Origin of the sequence: Acinetobacter qingfengensis, from assembly GCF_008693185.1 — a bacterium.
Taxonomy (GTDB): domain Bacteria; phylum Pseudomonadota; class Gammaproteobacteria; order Pseudomonadales; family Moraxellaceae; genus Acinetobacter; species Acinetobacter qingfengensis.
The window spans coordinates 14,608-32,145 of sequence record NZ_VXKN01000008.1 but is presented as its reverse complement, the minus strand read 5'-3'; the positions used below and the strand labels follow the sequence as shown (position 1 = coordinate 32,145).

Annotated in this window: 16 protein-coding genes; 11 read left to right on the top strand and 5 right to left on the bottom strand. The window is 32.6% G+C overall.

The window, feature by feature from the left end; translation table 11 throughout:
* From F4V57_RS10585 to F4V57_RS10535, 11 genes are all read left to right on the top strand, one after another.
* The gene (locus F4V57_RS10585; RefSeq protein WP_070069294.1) at positions 1 to 507 is read left to right on the top strand and encodes a GDP-mannose mannosyl hydrolase; all 507 of its coding nucleotides are present in this window, start codon (positions 1 to 3) and stop codon (positions 505 to 507) included.
* Positions 504 to 2,051, top strand: a complete 1,548-nt coding sequence (locus F4V57_RS10580; protein ID WP_070069293.1) for a hypothetical protein — start codon at positions 504 to 506, stop codon at positions 2,049 to 2,051. Before F4V57_RS10585 ends, F4V57_RS10580 begins: the two co-directional genes overlap by 4 nt.
* 85 nt (positions 2,052 to 2,136) lie before the next feature.
* Positions 2,137 to 3,141 carry a polysaccharide pyruvyl transferase family protein gene (locus F4V57_RS10575; protein WP_070069292.1) on the top strand — a complete coding sequence of 335 codons (1,005 nt, stop codon included), beginning with the start codon at positions 2,137 to 2,139 and terminating at the stop codon, positions 3,139 to 3,141.
* Positions 3,142 to 3,348: 207 nt separating this feature from the next.
* Positions 3,349 to 4,683: an MATE family efflux transporter gene (locus tag F4V57_RS10570; RefSeq protein WP_070069291.1), complete on the top strand. Its 1,335-nt coding sequence runs from the start codon at positions 3,349 to 3,351 to the stop codon at positions 4,681 to 4,683.
* Between the two features lie 71 nt (positions 4,684 to 4,754).
* On the top strand, positions 4,755 to 5,891 hold the full coding sequence (locus F4V57_RS10565) for a glycosyltransferase family 4 protein (RefSeq protein WP_070069290.1): 1,137 nt from the start codon (positions 4,755 to 4,757) through the stop codon (positions 5,889 to 5,891).
* A gap of 1 nt (position 5,892) precedes the next feature.
* The gene (locus F4V57_RS10560) at positions 5,893 to 6,951 is read left to right on the top strand and encodes a CgeB family protein (protein ID WP_205634523.1); all 1,059 of its coding nucleotides are present in this window, start codon (positions 5,893 to 5,895) and stop codon (positions 6,949 to 6,951) included.
* Entirely contained in the window at positions 6,941 to 8,074 is a 1,134-nt protein-coding gene (locus F4V57_RS10555) for a glycosyltransferase family 4 protein (RefSeq protein WP_070069289.1), read from the top strand. The genes F4V57_RS10560 and F4V57_RS10555 overlap by 11 nt, the downstream gene beginning before the upstream one ends.
* Positions 8,067 to 9,248 carry a glycosyltransferase gene (locus F4V57_RS10550; protein ID WP_070069288.1) on the top strand — a complete coding sequence of 394 codons (1,182 nt, stop codon included), beginning with the start codon at positions 8,067 to 8,069 and terminating at the stop codon, positions 9,246 to 9,248. The genes F4V57_RS10555 and F4V57_RS10550 overlap by 8 nt, the downstream gene beginning before the upstream one ends.
* 4 nt (positions 9,249 to 9,252) lie before the next feature.
* Positions 9,253 to 9,831: an LbetaH domain-containing protein gene (locus tag F4V57_RS10545; RefSeq protein ID WP_081409169.1), complete on the top strand. Its 579-nt coding sequence runs from the start codon at positions 9,253 to 9,255 to the stop codon at positions 9,829 to 9,831.
* A complete protein-coding gene (locus F4V57_RS10540; protein ID WP_070069287.1) occupies positions 9,821 to 10,744 on the top strand; it encodes a glycosyltransferase family 2 protein in 924 nt (307 codons plus the stop codon). Before F4V57_RS10545 ends, F4V57_RS10540 begins: the two co-directional genes overlap by 11 nt.
* Positions 10,745 to 10,747: 3 nt before the next feature.
* Positions 10,748 to 11,989, top strand: a complete 1,242-nt coding sequence (locus tag F4V57_RS10535; RefSeq protein WP_070069286.1) for a glycosyltransferase WbuB — start codon at positions 10,748 to 10,750, stop codon at positions 11,987 to 11,989.
* A gap of 144 nt (positions 11,990 to 12,133) precedes the next feature.
* On the opposite strand, the gene F4V57_RS10530 is transcribed toward F4V57_RS10535, so the two are convergent.
* The 5 genes from F4V57_RS10530 to galE form a co-directional block, all read right to left on the bottom strand.
* Positions 12,134 to 12,427, bottom strand: coding sequence for a type II toxin-antitoxin system RelE family toxin (locus F4V57_RS10530; RefSeq protein WP_070069285.1), 294 nt, complete (start codon positions 12,425 to 12,427; stop codon positions 12,134 to 12,136).
* On the bottom strand, positions 12,417 to 12,662 hold the full coding sequence (locus F4V57_RS10525) for a type II toxin-antitoxin system RelB/DinJ family antitoxin (protein WP_070069284.1): 246 nt from the start codon (positions 12,660 to 12,662) through the stop codon (positions 12,417 to 12,419). Before F4V57_RS10525 ends, F4V57_RS10530 begins: the two co-directional genes overlap by 11 nt.
* 526 nt (positions 12,663 to 13,188) lie before the next feature.
* The gene (locus tag F4V57_RS10520) at positions 13,189 to 14,604 is read right to left on the bottom strand and encodes a mannose-1-phosphate guanylyltransferase/mannose-6-phosphate isomerase (RefSeq protein WP_070069283.1); all 1,416 of its coding nucleotides are present in this window, start codon (positions 14,602 to 14,604) and stop codon (positions 13,189 to 13,191) included.
* A gap of 61 nt (positions 14,605 to 14,665) precedes the next feature.
* The gene (locus F4V57_RS10515) at positions 14,666 to 16,042 is read right to left on the bottom strand and encodes an undecaprenyl-phosphate glucose phosphotransferase (protein ID WP_070069282.1); all 1,377 of its coding nucleotides are present in this window, start codon (positions 16,040 to 16,042) and stop codon (positions 14,666 to 14,668) included.
* A 223-nt stretch (positions 16,043 to 16,265) separates the two neighbouring features.
* Complete coding sequence (galE, locus tag F4V57_RS10510; RefSeq protein WP_070069423.1) at positions 16,266 to 17,288, bottom strand: UDP-glucose 4-epimerase GalE; 1,023 nt, start codon at positions 17,286 to 17,288, stop codon at positions 16,266 to 16,268.
* Between the last annotated feature and the right edge of the window lie 250 nt (positions 17,289 to 17,538).

Sequence of the window (17,538 nt, the reverse complement as noted above, 5' to 3'; positions counted from 1 at the left end):
ATGTGGCTGGATGATGATACTTTTAAAGCAGTAATTGCCAATACACCATTAATTTCAATTGATTTGGTCGTTCGGAATGAAAATGGTGAAGTGTTATTGGGTAAAAGGTTGAATGCACCAGCCAAAGATTATTGGTTTGTTCCAGGTGGTCGTATACGTAAAGATGAAACTTTGGATCAGGCATTTGTACGAATATTACAGGAAGAATTGGGTATAGAATCAGACATTACTCGTTCAGGTGCCAAATTTTTAGGTGTATTTGAACATTTTTATGAGGATAATGTATTTGATAATGAGATTTCAACACATTATATTGTATTGGGATATGAAATTTCTATTTATAATGAACAGTTAAATATGTTGCCATGTTTTCAACATGGTGAATATCAATATTTTAATATACTAACATTGTTAGCTAATCGAGAAGTTCATTGTTTTAGTAAAAATTATTTTGATAATCAAACTTATGATTTCTATAAAAATATCTGTAATGGTGCGGTGAAATGAATATTAAAAAAAATAGTTTAAATATTGTTTTGTTTGTAAGTATTTTTGCTATTGTGCAGTTCTTTATTGATTTTACATATCAGAATGTTTTAAGTACTTTAATTACATGGTTTTTATCAATTTTAGGTATTTTATATATAAAGCAAACTCTTTGTAAGGGCTATTTTTTATCATTATTAATTGTTGCAAGTGTAATATTGTCAACTCAATTGGGGCCTTTAATATTTCAAACTTTATATTTGACACCCGTTAGTTTTAATTTGCAAATGTCTTATATGGTTTTTTTATATACTGGAGTAATGCTTTGTAGTTTAATTTTAGGACATTTTATATATGTTAATTCAAAACCGTTTAAACGGTTGCAATTATCAATTAATGATATATTTAAAAATAAATTAATTTTATTTCAGGATGTATCAGGTGGCTTTGTTCTACTACTTACATCTTTATCTTTTTTCGCTATTTATTTTGGTGGTGTTAATGATGTGGAAATAGGTGATGTCGGTGGGAAGTTTTTGGCGATATTTAGTTTTTTTACTATGCTGCCATTGGTTTATTTTTATCAGGGAATTGAAAATAATAAAAGAAGTCAAAGTTATTATTTTTATGTAATAGGTTTGTATTTTATTGCATTGGTTATTCTTGGGATTATGAAGAACTCAAGAGGAACATTTGCGAATTTTGCATTATTTTTTATTTTTATTTTATTTTATTTGATTTATTGTAATAGAATTAAAATTACCAAACAAAGATTAGTGATAGGATTAGCATTAATTATACCAATGGTTGCATTATTTAATTTTTTAGGCCTTGTGTCGGGAGCAATTCTTCAAGCACGTTCATTACGGTCTGATATTAATGGCTTTGGCTTGGTAATTGAAACATTTAATATCTTACTGAATATGCATTCTGGAGAAATAAGTAAGTCTGATATTGGTGTAAATGCTAATGTGAATTTTAGTAGTTATAATGAGTTTTATTTAAATAATGATTTTTTGGCGAGACTTGTTACTATTAAATTTGATGATAATATGCTTTTTTATTCAAAAGATATATCTTTTGATAAATATTTTGAAATTAATCAATTTTTTTATGACAAGACTGTATCTTTACTACCACAACCACTAATTAACATTTTTACTAATGACTTTAATAAAAGTAATTATATATATTCTTATGGAGACTGGATATATAGTTTGGCAGGACAAGGAGGAATTGGTGGTTTTAAGCTGGGTTCAGTAGCTGTATCAGGATTAAATTTATCAGGATTGTTTTTTTATGTAATTTTAATTATCTTTTCACCTTTTTTATTTTCTCTTATAGATGCGCTAAGTTTTAGGGTCTTATATAAGAAAAATAATTATCGAGTTGTATTAAGTGTGATGTCCATCTTATTATTACAACCAATATTTATGTTGTTTAATGGTGATAGTTTAATGGGAATTATTGATTTTCTTTTAAGAGGCTTGTGGCAGGCTATTTTTGCTTATTGTCTTTTGTTATTTTTATATAAATTTTTATTTAAGTTGTTAAAAAATAGTTAATAAGTTTAATTGGCTTGGAATGACTGAAATTTGATATGTTTTTTTTAATGTTGATGGCAAATTTTATTTATAGGAAGACACTGGCATGAAAATTTTAGTAGAAAATTCCACATGGAATAATATTGGTGATGGGTGGTACCAATACTCATTATTTTATTTACTAAAGAAATTATATCCACAAGCTCGTTTAGTTATGGGTGAAGGGCCTATTCAACGTGCATTTAGATTATCTGATGAACAACAGAAAAACAATGCATTAAATTTGCTGGATTGGCAGGCAGCAGATGTGCATATTTTTTCTGGGCCAATGCTCAAAAGCTTAATTCCTCACTATGGTTTAGCAATTAAAAAATTAAAGGAAAGGGGGGCACAATATGCTTTTATTAGTGTGTCAGGTACGGCTTTAACATCAAGTGAAATTGTTGAAATTGGTACATTTTTAAGACAATATCCACCTTTATTATTTTCAACTAGAGATGTTGAAACATATAATAATTTTAAGGAGTATGTTCCAAATGCATATAATGGAATCTGTACTGCATTTTTGGTAGATAAAACCATTGAACTGGATACATTTAAGTTAGATAAACCATTTTTTGTTAGTAGTTTCTATACTGAGAATGAACCAAATTTTACAAATAATGGTGATTTTAATATAGAAAATTTAAATGTAGAGCATAGGTCGAATTTATATCATTTACCATATAAATATTCTCGTCATTTAAATTATAGACTGCCTCAGCAAGAAGAGGTGAGTGGTCGAAAAATTGTAAGACTAATACAAAACCTTAATACTAAATTTAATCATATTAATTTTGCATTGCCGAATTCTTTTATTAGCTTTAACCCAATATCTTATTTGGAAGTGATTAAGTCGGCAGAGTTTGTAGTATCAGATCGTGTTCATGCCTGTGCAGTTTCCTTGGCTTGTGGACATCCCGCACGATTTATGTTTAATACGCCTCGTGCTGGAATTTTTGATAGATTAAAATTTGATTATAAATCCAATCGAGGAATTATGTATCCTAATGATGATCTAATTAAAGATGAAATGGAAAAACTTTCTAAAGTAATTTTGCAAAGCATCTAAGTCAATGATTTAATTGTTGTATTTCTAATTTATATGAACTTTAGACTTGATGTTTTAAAGTTTATTAATAGACCTCTTGCGTTAGTCAAAATTTAAACAGCCGTAAGCTATATTTTATAAGGTTTTAGCTGATTCAAAATTAGGAAAAAGCATACTTTCGCAAGAGGTCTAATGTTTAATAGTAATATATAAATTTTTGAGGTTTTAATGTCTGTAAAAGTAAGGATATTGAAAAATGGTACAGCTTCTATTCTAGATAAGCTTGGCAAAGTTTGTGAACAGCTTTTGCTGGTACCATTTTTTATTATGCATTGGGGTGTTGCCTATTATGGAGACTGGATTACACTCACAATCTTACCTTCTTTTTTGGCTTTATCAAATTTGGGTTTTGGTACGGCAGTAGGTAATACCTTTGTCTTAAAATATGCATCAGGAGATCGACAAGGTGCAGCAAATACCATAAAAACTGGTCTAAAAGTGATGCACCTAGGTATTATCGTGTTGTTGTTGATGAGCTTGGGAATACTTGAAATCCTCAATAGTATGGGTGTTTTTTCAAATTTAACCATTAGTTCACTTGATGCAAAATGGTCGGTATTTTTTATGTTTGCGGCAGCTGTTTCAACTTTCTATTTAGCAATTTTTGAATGTTTTTACCGTGTAGTTGGGCAAGCACATATAGGAATATTTTTGCAGGCAGTGGCAACTTTTTTGAAAGTAGGCATTGGTATAGTTTTATTATTTATGGGTGCAAATGCACTTGGTTATGCGGTGTTAATTTTCACCACCACAGTAGTTGTAAATATAATATATATATTCTTATCTATAAATTTTTTAAAATTCCAAGAATATAAAACATCAAATTTTGATAAGAAAGAAGCAATCTTTTTATTCAAAAAAGGCTTTGGCTATTTTTTAAGTCCATTATGGCAGGCAATTTATTATCAGGGTACAACCTTTGTTATTCGAATCATATTAGGTCCTACAGGGGTAGTGCTATTTAATACGGTACGAACTTTAATTAATTCATCATCACAAGTATTTAATATTGTAGTAAGAGCTATATATCCAGAGTTTCATATTGCTGTAGGACAAAATAATAAAGGAAAAGCCAAAAAATTATACAGTTTGATTTTTTTGTTTAATTTCATTGTGTCAATTTGTTTTGTTATTTTTTTTAGCTTATTTGGTGATTGGTTTTATAGCTGGTGGACACATAATCAATTAGCTGTACCAACAATTGTATGGATGATTATGATTGCGAGAATCGTATTTTATGCGTTATGGTTTAGTTCAGCAAGTATTTTTCAAGCATATAATCAACCATATCCTATAACCATTACAGGTGTGATTATCTCGATTATTAGTGTTGTTATAACTTGGATTTGTTCAAGTCTTTGGGGGATTGTTGGAGCTGCAATAGGTATTTTGATTTTTGATGTTTTAATGTTTTTGGTATTGCAGATACAATCTAGAAGGTATTTAGTTATTTCAAAAGCTGATATTTTGGCAAGTATTAGAGGTATTAATAAAAAGATTTAAAATAAACAATATAAATATTTTATATTATTTATTCTACATTTGATTATTTATATTAATTTTAGGAGATTGAAATGAAAATTCTTATTTCTGTATTGGGACGATTTCATGCTTTTGATTTAGCAAAACAGCTTAACAAACATAATGTTTTGTATAAAATAAATACAACATTTCCTAAGTTTAAGGTACAGAAATGGGGTATAGAGAAAAATAAAATTCAAAGTAATTTATTTATTGAGTTGATAAGACGATATGCGCCAAAATTTATGAAAAAAAATATTACAAATTGGGCATATCATGCACAAGCGGTATCTAATATTAATTTATTAAAACATGTAGATGTATATATCGGTTGGAGTGGAAGTAGTTTGGAGGCGTTAATTGAAGCAAAAAAAAATGGAAAAATTACAATAGTTGAAAGAGGGAGTTCTCATTATAGCTACCAAATGAATATATTGCAGGAGGAATATGCTATTTATGGTACAAGCTTTGCTCCAAATAAAAAGGTATGGCAACGAGAGCTAAAAGAATATGAGTTGGCAGATTATATTTCTATTCCATCAACTTTTGTAAAGAATACTTTCTTGCAGTATGGTGTACCTGAAGAAAAACTCTTATTAAATCCTTATGGGGTTGACTTAACACATTTTAGAAAAGTAGAGAAAAAAGATAAGGTCTTTAGAATTATTACTTCAGGTAATCTCAGTATTCGTAAAGGTACACGCTATTTATTGGAAGCTTTTGATCAATTGATGTTAGATAATGCAGAAATTTGGCATATTGGTAGTATTCATGATGATATGAAAGAATGGTTAAGCCATTATAAAAATACAAATGTATATTTTTTAGGACATAAACCACAAAATGATCTATATCAATATTATTCACAAGGCTCAGTATTTGTTTTAATGTCATTGGAAGAAGGTATGGCAATGGTACAGCCACAAGCTATGGCATGTGGGTTGCCTTTGGTAATTTCCACAAATACAGGTGGATCAGATTTGATTTCTGAGCAAGGAAGAGAAGGTTATGTGATTCCAATACGAGATGTTGAAAAATTAAAATCTGTACTTTTAGAGTTATATTATAATCCTAAAAAGTTGGTAGAAATGTCACGAAATGCTCAAAAACGGGTGGAAAAAGGTTTCACTTGGAATGATTATGGAGATCGTTATATCCGTAATCTAAACGAAATTTTTAAATCAGAGTAATATGATGAAAGTTTTATCTATTGCAAACTTATCTAACTATGGTGAAGCTAACACAGCGTTACACCGTCATAGAGCTTTATGTAAAATTTATCCAAATCAAGTGGATGAATTCGACTTTAAGTTTAAATTTCGATTAATTAATAAGATTTTTCGAAAAATTTTCTTGAAAGGTTTTAATCTGTCATATACTGGAACAAGCTTATATAACAAAAAAATAATCGATAAGGTACAAGGTAATAATTATGAAATTGTTTGGATTGATAAAGGTATTTTTATTAAACCAAGTACTTTGAAATATATAAAAGATAATTTCCCAAGTATACTAATAATTGGTTATTCGCCAGATGAAATGACTCAGAGACATAATCAAAGTGCTGACTTTTTAGCATCATTAGAATACTATGATGCTTATATAACTACAAAATCTTATGCAATTCAAAATCTAAAAAAATTGGGGGCTAAGAGAGTTTACTTTGTAAACAACGCTTTTGAACCTACATTTCATTTTCCTAGGAATATTACAAAATTAGATATCAAGCTATTAGGGGGTGATATAGGTTTTATTGGCACATGGGAGCAAGAAAGAGCTGATTCAATTGTTTTTTTGGCAGAGAAAGGTTTAAATATTCGTGTCTGGGGTGGTGGTAAGTGGTTAAAATATAAAGGTAAATATAAAAATTTGATTATTGAAGATAAAGGTTTATTTTCTGAAAATTATTCTAAAGCTTTAGTAGGTTTCAAAATTAATTTATGTTTTTTAAGAAAAATAAACTTTGATCAACAAACTACCAGATCTATTGAAATTCCTGCTAGCGGTGGATTTATGTTGGCAGAGCGAACTGCAGAGCATTTAAATTTGTTTGAAGAAGATAAAGAAGCTGTTTTCTTTGACTCAAATGAAGAGTTGTATGAACAGTGTCTTTATTATTTGAATCATGAGAATGAAAGAGAAAGCATTCGACAAGCTGGATATCAGAAGTGTTTGGATGCAGGATATTCTAACGAAGCGACATTAGCTAGAGTATTAAAAGAAATTTTAAAGGATCATCATGCAGACTAAAACATTAGATTCAAATTTAAGATTTACATTTTGTGCACTTGAGAGCTATTCGATGGTAGGTGGACTACAACAATTCAATCGTCGAGTAGTTTCTGCCCTTGCAGAAATTTCTTTTAAATCAAATCTATTCAGACCAACCATTATTTTAAAAGGAGATACAGAGCAAGATATTGCACAAAGAATAGAAAATGTCAATTTTATAGCATGTGGTTCTTCACATAAAAAGGTTGCGATGAATATTCTCAAATTTGCCAAATATACAGATATTATGTTTTTTGGGCATATTAATTTGTTACCGATGGCGATTTTAGCTAAGTTAGTAAACCCTAGACTAAAAACAGTTCTATTTGTTCATGGTCATGATGTTTGGAATACAAAAGGAACACGTCAGAAAAAGAAATGGGAATCATGGGCATTGAATTTTATTGATAAAATTGCATCTGTATCTGAATTTACAGCAACATTAATGTCGGATGCATTTCATGTACCGAAGGATAAATTTTATCTTTTTCCTAATGCTGTCGATCCTTTAGTTTTTGATAAAAAAATCGTAGAAAATAGTAATACAAGTTCTTTTTTACTTACAGTGTCCCGAATGGCCGAGCATGATATTGGTAAGCATGTAGATAGTGTATTACGTGCAATGCCAGAAATTCGAAAGTATATTCCAAATGTACGATATCGTGTGATTGGAGATGGTATTCTTCGCTCCCAACTACAAAAATTGGCACAAGATTTAGCAGTTGCTGATATAGTAGACTTTATGGGGCGTGTAAGTGATGAAGAATTAGCCCAATCTTATGCTGGTGCAACAGTATTTGTTATGCCCTCCGAAAAAGAAGGTTTTGGTATTGTATTTCTCGAGGCTTGGCTTCGTTATGTTCCTGTAATTTGTGGTACTGAGGATGCCTCACATGAAGTGATTACAGATGGAGTAGATGGTTATGCCATTCATCATGATGATATTCCTGAATTAGCTAAAAAAATAACAGATTTATTGCTTAATCCTGAGAAAGCTAAAGCAATGGGAGAAGCAGGTTATAAAAAGGTACAGCAACAGTATTTGATGACGACATTTACCCAAAATTTAGCCAAACTGATTGAGGAAATAATTAGTGCCTAAAAAACAATCTAATTTATGTGTATTACATATTATTGCTTCTGTCTCAAAGGAAACAGGTGGACCTGTTGAAGGTTTAACACAATCAGTGCGTTATCGTTTAACACAAGGTCAGTATATAGAAGTTGTGACGTTAGATGATGTGGATGCAGCATTTTTAAATGACTTTCCATGTCAGGTACATGGGATAGGTCCTACGTCCAAAAAATATGGTTATACACCTAAACTTGCTGAGTGGATTGTTAATAATGCACATCGATTTGATGTGGCGGTGATTCATGGTCTTTGGAATCATGCTTCTATAGGTGGATGGCAAGGATGTACTAAGGCAAAACTTCCTTATGTGTTATTTACTCATGGTATGATGGATCCATGGTTTAAAAAAACATATCCATTAAAACATTGGTTAAAACAGGTGTTTTGGTTAATTCAAGGACGTGTTTTAAGAGATGCTTCACAAGTATTGTTTACTTCAGAAGAAGAAAAACGTTTAGCTGAAGGTGTATTTTGGGGATACCAGTATCGAGCTAAAGTGGTGGCATATGCTGCTGCGGATGCCTTGGCAACAACACCAGAAGACGATGCAGTTTTTCGTGAATTAGTGCCAAATTTAGATCATCACCCATATTTACTTTACTTAAGCCGTATTCATGAAAAAAAAGGCTGTGATTTATTGCTCGAGGGTTTTGCAAAGGCTGTTCAACGAACTGAATTACAGTTAGTTATGGCAGGTCCCTGTCATGATGATTTAATTGATAAACTTAAATTACAAGCGGATCAATTGGGAATAGCCGATAAAGTTCATTGGTCAGGGATGTTGAAAGGAAATATTAAGGCTGAGGCCTTTCGAGGTGCAGAAGCTTTTGTATTAACTTCGCATCAGGAAAATTTTGGTATTGCTGTTGCAGAAGCATTGGCTTATGGTAAACCTGTATTAATTTCTAATCAGATTAATATCTGGCGAGAAATTGAATCAGGCGGAGGAGGTATTGTCGCTGAGGATACTGTTGAAGGAGCTACGAAAGTAATTGCTCAATGGGAAAAGATGTCACAGGTCCAAAGAAACCAAATGTCCAAATCGGCTCGACAAGTGTATGAAAAAAACTTTACAATAGCCGCTGCCGCTTGTGATTTAACAGCAGCTTTAGAGCATGCTAAAAATAATTCTAAAGGGTGAAATCATGAAAAATCAGCCAATTGAGGCTTCTGTTGATCAAGACCCATTTAAAGGGGCACCTTCATTTTCTTTAAAACATCGGTTACTTCGAGCATTATGGGCTATTGTTTGGAAAGTATTTGCTTCCTGGACACCTCCACCATTGCACAAATGGCGAGTATTTTTACTTAATTTATTTGGTGCGAAAGTAGATAAAACAGCACATGTGTATGGTTCTGTTAAAATCTGGTATCCACCGAATTTACAGATGGAAGAACATTCATGTTTAGCTCCTTATGTAAATTGCTATAATATGGCACCGATAGTTTTAGGTAAAAATACAATAGTAAGTCAATATTCTTATTTATGTGCGGGGACACACGATTTTTCTGATCCTAAATTTCAGTTATTTACCAAACCAATATTTATACATGACCAGGCATGGGTTGCTGCAGATGCCTTTGTTGGTCCGGGAGTAACGATTGCTGAAGGGGCAGTGGTAGGAGCACGAGCGGTTGTTTTTAAGAATGTTGATGCATGGCATGTTGTTGCAGGTAATCCTGCTAAATTTGTAAAAATGCGAGTAATGAAAAATGAGCAATGACCTAGCGGTTGTAATTCTCACTTATAATGAAGAAATGCATATCGAACGTGCAATAAAGTCGGTGCAATCAATCGCTTCTGAAATTTTTGTAATTGATTCTGGTTCTAAAGATAAAACAGTTGAATTAGCAGAAAAAAATAAAGCATTAGTTTTAGTTCATCCCTTCGTAAATCAGGCCAAGCAATTTAATTGGGCATTAGATAATGCGCCAATTACAGCAAACTGGATAATGCGTTTGGATGCAGATGAAATTATCGAAAGCGATTTACAACAAGAAATCCAACAGAAATTGCCGCATTTATCAGAAAATATTGTTGGTATCAATCTCAAACGAAAACATATTTTTATGGACCGTTGGGTGCGTTTTGGTGGACGTTATCCATTGCGGTTAATGCGAATTTGGCGTACGGGACATGGTCGAGTTGAGGATCGTTGGATGGATGAGCATGTCGTTATTTCTAATGGAGAAACTATAACATTTAATGGTGGTTTTTTAGATTGTAATTTAAATGATTTAACATTTTTTACCGATAAGCATAATAAATATGCTACACGAGAGGCAATTGATGTATTAAATCAAAAATATGCTTTATTTACTCAGGAAGATTCTTTAAATACAGAAACAGCATCATTTCAAGCATCACTCAAACGTAATATTAAAGAAAAAATCTATAATAAATTGCCTTTTACAATCAGTGCATTATTATATTTTTTATGGCGATATATTTTTCAATTGGGTTTTTTGGATGGTCGATCTGGTTTAGTCTATCATTTCTTACAAGGTTACTGGTACAGATTTTTGGTTGGTGCAAAAATTATGGAATTAGAACGTGCAATTGTAGGTATGACCGATAAAAAGCAAATTCTAGTAAAAATATCTGAATTAACAGGTCATAAATTGAGTGTGGATTAATTAATGAAAATTCTGTTTTATGGTATTAATTTCTCACCAGAATTAACAGGTATAGGTAAATATACAGGTGAAATGGCAGCATGGTTTGCTGCTCAAGGGCATGATGTACATGTAATTACAGCACCACCTTACTATCCTGCATGGAAAATTAGTGAAAACTATAAAAATAGCTATGTAGTAGAGCAATGGCAGGGCGTTACTGTATATAGGGTACCACTTTGGGTTCCTGATAAACCTAGTGGGCTAAAACGAATAATTCATCTTGCATCTTTTGCAGTATTCAGTTTACCTACATTAATAAAACAATGGTGGTGGAAACCTGATATTATCTGGGTGGTTGAACCACCATTGGTATGTGCACCTGCTGCTGTACTTTCTGCAAAAATTATTGGTGCAAAATCTTGGTTGCATGTGCAGGATTATGAAGTTAATGCTGCTTTTGATATGGGTTTAATTAAGGGACAAAAGCTGCGTCGCTTTGTTGAAAATGTTGAACGATGGTTAATGTCCTGCTTTGATCGAGTTTCAAGTATTTCTGGGCAGATGTTAGCCCTTGCCAAAAATAAAGGAATTACTGATTCAAAAATTATTTTATTTCCAAACTGGGTTGATATTTCAGCTATTCGCCCTTTGACTGATGTTAGTCCATATCGTAAAGAATTGGGGATAGGCGATGATGCAATTGTTGCATTGTACTCAGGCAATATGGGAGGAAAACAAGGCCTGGAAATTTTGGCAGAAATAGCAAAAATATTATCTCTAAATCCATTATCTCCAAATATTGAATTTATATTTTGTGGTAATGGTGCAGGGCGAGCAGATCTTGAACAGTTATGTCAAAATTTACCACATGTACGTTTTTTGGATTTACAGCCTTTAGAACGATTAAGTGAGTTATTAGGTATAGCGGATATTCATTTATTACCACAACGTGCAGATGCTGCCGATTTGGTAATGCCATCTAAATTGACTGGAATGTTAGCGAGTGGACGAGCGGTTATTGCAACAGCTGATTTAGATACAGAATTAGGGCGGGTGGTTGCACATGATGCAGAATGCGGTTTAATTGTCCAACCTGAAAATGCACAAGCTATGGCAGATGCAGTATTAACACTTGCTAATAATGCTGGGTTACGTCAAAAGTTCGGGAAAAATGGTCGGTTGTATGCTGAAAGCAAGTTGGATCAGGATACAATTTTACGAAAATTTGAGCAACAGCTTCAGTTATTGATGGATAGCAAGTAGATTATTTTTACTTACTGTTTATTATTTTGTTATATATTTGTTTTTTCTAAAACTTTTAAGCCAAATCAACTAGAAATAGAGTAACTTTGATCTCTCTTTCTAAACTGATGACGATTGTTGTATTGTTCCTTAAGCTCCCATTTTTTAGTTTTTAATCCGTTTTTTTGCTTCATCATAAACTATGCTATCAGCTCGTTTTCCAACAGTAATTAGCAAAATAACTACCTGATCATCTTTGACCTGATAAACAAGTCGGACACCAGCCTTTAATAATTTGATTTTATAGCAGCCTGCAAGATCACCTTTAAGCATATTCTTTGGAATATGTGGTTGTTCTGTTACTTTAGCTAATTTTTTCTTAAACTGATCTCGTATAGTAAGAGGAAGCTTTTCCCATTCAGCAGCGAAGTCCTTATGACGTAAAAGCTTATAAGTCATCTAAGGTAATTTCCTCAAACATTTCTTTAGAGTCATTAATCCGCTTACGAACAACAGCTAATAGTTCAGCATCTTCCTTTGAAAGTAGGGTTTTTTGTATTGGAAGTTTCCCAGTCGTAGCAACATATTCAAGGATATTTGTAAAAAACTCAGTAGGTGCAATCCCTTGTTCTTTTAGGATTGAATAAGATTTTTCTTTAACGGCATCATCGACTCTGAAATTAACAGTAGCCATCACATTTTCCATTTATTGAGTGTATGAAAATAGTGTAATGCAATATGCATTACAATGCTAGTTTACATAACGACTATTATGTTAAATAGAATCTAAGAAGTATGCCAATAATTTAATATAATTAGATCTTCCACATCTCTATTGCATATGATGCTAAAATTTTTAGCTTACTAGAATTGATTACAGTGCCTAAATGCATCATTGAATCAATTCTAAATTGAGGACTTTTACTTTAAATTATCTGCCCAGAATTTGTGAACTAAGAACCTGTATATAAAATATCCAATAATTTCAATCTAAGTATCTATCTATATTGTATAGAAAAACTGGTGAATCAGGAGATCTTGGGAAACACGTTCTGTCTATCATGAATTTTTAATTACTATTATATGGTTTATTGGGAATAGTTACTTGTAGTGCCTTGTTTTATAATAGCTAAATTATTTAAATTTTATATAATGAGAATTGATTATCTCTTATTAAAAAGAGAAGCAATCCATTGCTTCTCTTTTTAATTTCAAGTAAATCAACACCGCCCATAGATATCTTCAAAACGAACAATATCATCTTCACCCAGATAAGAGCCGGATTGTACTTCAATCAATTCCAATGGTACTTTTCCTGGATTTTCCAGTGCATGGATTTCACCTAAAGGAATATAGGTGGATTGATTCTCTGTCAGTAAAAAGGACTCTTTACCCTTATGGATTTTTGCTGTACCGCTCACCACAATCCAGTGTTCAGAACGATGATGGTGCATTTGGATAGAAAGTTTTTGTCCTGGTTTTACGGTGATACGTTTTACTTGATAACGATCTGCATGATCGATGCTGTCATATTTACCCCATGGACGATAGACTTCACGATGGCAGTAATGTTCGGTACGATCCTGTTGTTTTAATGTTTCTACAATTTTCTTAATATCCTGTACTTTATTTTTATCAGCAACCAGTACGGCATCTTTGGTTTCGATGACCACCAAGTTATCGACACCCAATAAACTGACCAATCTGCTTTCACCATGAATATAATTGTTCTGGCTATTTACAGTAATGACATCACCATGGAGCACATTACCTTGAGAATCTTTTGATTGAATATCCCAAAGAGCAGACCATGAGCCGACATCATTCCAATTTGCATCCAATGGCACAACCACAGCATCATGTGTTTGTTCCATGACCGCATAGTCAATGGATTCTGATCGACATTGGCTAAAAGCATCTTTGTCGATACGAATAAAGTCTAAATCAGATTTTGTATCCTGTATTGCAGTCTGGCATGAAGTATAGATATCTTGAGCATACTTTTTCAGTTCATTTAAATATACATCGGCTTTAAACATAAACATTCCACTATTCCAGAGGAATTTTTCACTGTCTAAATATTCTTGTGCTGTGGTTACATTTGGTTTTTCGACAAAGCGTTGTACTTTAAATCCAGTAAGCTCAATAGCACCTTTTTCGATATAACCATAACCCGTTTCTGCATGGGTTGGGACAATACCAAAGGTCACTAATTTATTCTGTTCGGCAAGTTGAATCGCTTGTTGAATGCTGTGTTCAAAATTTTCCTGTTGTGTGATGACGTGATCGGCAGCAAGCACCAATAGAATAGTATCTGGACTATTTAATTGTGTTTGGTAAAACGCAGCCAATGTAATCGCGGGCGCAGTATTTTTACCTTCAGGCTCCAAAATAATTTTAGCTTGAATACCAATTTCTCGCATTTGTTCAGCAGCTAAAAAACGATGTTCTTCATTACAAATCAGAATAGGATCTGCACAATCCAGATTTTTTAAACGTAATAAAGTCGATTGTAATAACGTATACCCATCAGGAGATAGTTTTAAAAATTGTTTAGGGTATTGCGTACGGGATAATGGCCATAAGCGTGTACCACTACCGCCAGCCATAATAACTGGTAAGATTTTTTTTGTCATATCAAAGTTTCCTTATATATCTGTTGAATGTGAATATAACACTAATCCAATCGTATCAATTTTAATACGCAGACTTGTTAATAAAGCCTTTAAACACTGTTAGAAAAATAATCTTAACGTCCAGCCAGATACTCCAGTTTTTAATGTACATCAAATCACATTCTATCCGTTTTTCCATTTTATCCAGTGTATCTGTTTCCCCACGCCAGCCATTGATTTGTGCTAGTCCAGTAATTCCGGGTTTGACTTTGTGACGTAACATATAACCCGGAATAAGTTTACGATATTGTTCATTATGCGATACTGCATGTGGACGAGGGCCAACGATCGACATGGTACCAAGTAATACATTAAAAAACTGTGGTAATTCATCCAAAGATGTTCGTCTAATAAATGCGCCAACTTTGGTGACACGAGGGTCATTTTTAGTGGCTTGTTTCACTTCATGACCATTTTCCATTACTCGCATGGATCTAAATTTAAATACTGTAATGGGTTTACCATTTAAACCATAACGTGTTTGTTTAAAGAGTACAGGACCTTCAGAAGTGAGTTTAATTGCAATAGAAATAACAATCAGGATTGGAGAAATGAGTGTGATGATCATTAATGAGAATACAATATCTTCTATACGCTTTAAAACAGCATTGATTCCCTGAATATCAGTGTCAATAAGTGGAATAGTAGGGATTCTATTTAAGTCTTCAACTTTGGTGTACAGATATTCTAACTGGAACAAATCAGGCACAATAATCGTTGTGCAAGTAGAATCTGTTAATAAGGTCAGCAGTTCTTCAGCTTGAGAGAGATTGTGTTTATCAATAATGACATAAATTTTATCAATCTTATTGTCCTGGAGCATGGTTTTGACATCATCAAAAGTACCGGAAAATACAGATTCAGAAGATACTTCATTTTGAAAGCTATACAAACCAAGACTGTTGTAACCACGCCATTTAGAATATTCAATTTCTTTTAAAACTTTGGCTGCTCTTTTGGTATCGCCAATTACAAGGGTATTTTGTAAGTTTGTTCCAACAATAATCAGTTTGCGATAACTGATGCGTAATAAAATGCGGAAGCTAAAAGCAGATAAGCAAGTTACAATAAATGTTAAAATAGCTAATCTATAATCAAAATCTTTAAGGTCATTAACAATGAAGACGAAAAAAGTAATTAAACTGCTAAAAAAAATGTTGGTAAATAAAATTTCTATCTGATTTCTAAGGCGCATGCCTTTACTGGAACGATAGAAATCAGTAATTTCACAAATAAATAAAAAAAATAGAAATTGGATTAAACAAATAAAAGTAATATCTTTGCTACTGACATGAATATCCAAGAAATAGCAAGAAAGATATAAACCAATAAAAAGAGATAAAAAATCAAATATTCGATAAAAAATTGAAATATTGGTGGCATTTAGCTTGGTTGACATGTTTATCCTAATGCAATCAATAATACATTAATTGTTAAATATAGCTTAAATTATACAGGATTAGTTCAGGTGTATAATTTTTCTGATATTACGTTATCTTGAGTAATCAAAAATAAATAGATAGTTTAAATTTTGTAACCATATTTATTTAGATTAACCAGAAACTAGAAAAAAACTATCCCTGATTTTGGTTAGACAAATTACTGCCTAACCTTATATGTGATTATGCGTATCCATCTGGATTTTGACTTTGCCAGTGCCAGACATCCCGAAGCATATCATCTAGATTATGTTCAGCGACAAATCCCAAATCCTGTTTGGCTTTATTTGCATCAGCAAAACATACCGCGACATCGCCAGCACGGCGTTCAACAAACTGATAGTTTAGCTTTAATTGGTTAACCTGCTCAAAGCGTTTTACCACTTCAAGGACACTGTAACCAGTTCCTGTGCCGATATTCCAGATACCTACCGAAGGTTTGTGTGTAAATAAATATTGCAAGGCTTTTACATGAGCGTGAGCCAAATCCACAACATGGATAAAATCACGGACGCCTGTGCCATCTTGGGTAGGGTAATCATGGCCATAAATACTTAATACTTCACGTTTGCCCATGGCTGTTTGAGTCACATAAGGTAGTAAATTATTGGGAATCCCATTCGGATCTTCGCCAATTAGACCACTTTGATGCGCACCAATTGGATTAAAATAACGTAATAGTGCAAATGACCATAAATCATTGGCTTTTGCTGTGGCTTGTAGAATTTGTTCTACGGCTAATTTGGAATAACCATAATTATTTGTGGGTTGTGCAGTTGGTAAATCTTCATGTAAAGGTGAAGGATAATTTTCACCATAAACAGTTGCAGAGGAGCTGAATACCAGATGACCAATTCGATGTTGCTGCATGGCTTGTAGTAGCGTGATTGAGCCACTGATATTGTTATCAAAATAAGTTAATGGAACCTGCATACTTTCGCCCACGGCTTTTAATCCAGCAAAATGGATCACCGCATCAATATGATGTTGGGTAAATACTTGGTCAAGTAACACTTTATCGCGGATATCACCCTGTATAAAATGAAGTTCTTTGCCAGTAATTTTTTTGATGCGATCTAGTACTTTGATTGAACTGTTACTTAAATTATCCAGCACAATCACATTAAAATTATGATCTAGAAGTTCCACGCAGCAATGTGATCCGATAAATCCTGCACCGCCTGTTACCAGAATTGATTGTTTCATAACAGTTTCTTGGCTTAAACATGATGAGTTTCCAGACATATTAATCTATTTCCATAACATTGATAAGACAAATTCTATTGTTAATACACTGTCAAGAATTTTAGAAAATTGATTCATAGCATATTGATTTGCATGATTGAAGCAGATGAATGATATTTGAGGATTATTGAACGAGATGGGTATGTATAAAAAATAATTGATTGATATTGTGCTTAATAGTATTGGTGATTTTGGTATGTTAAAGCAGGCG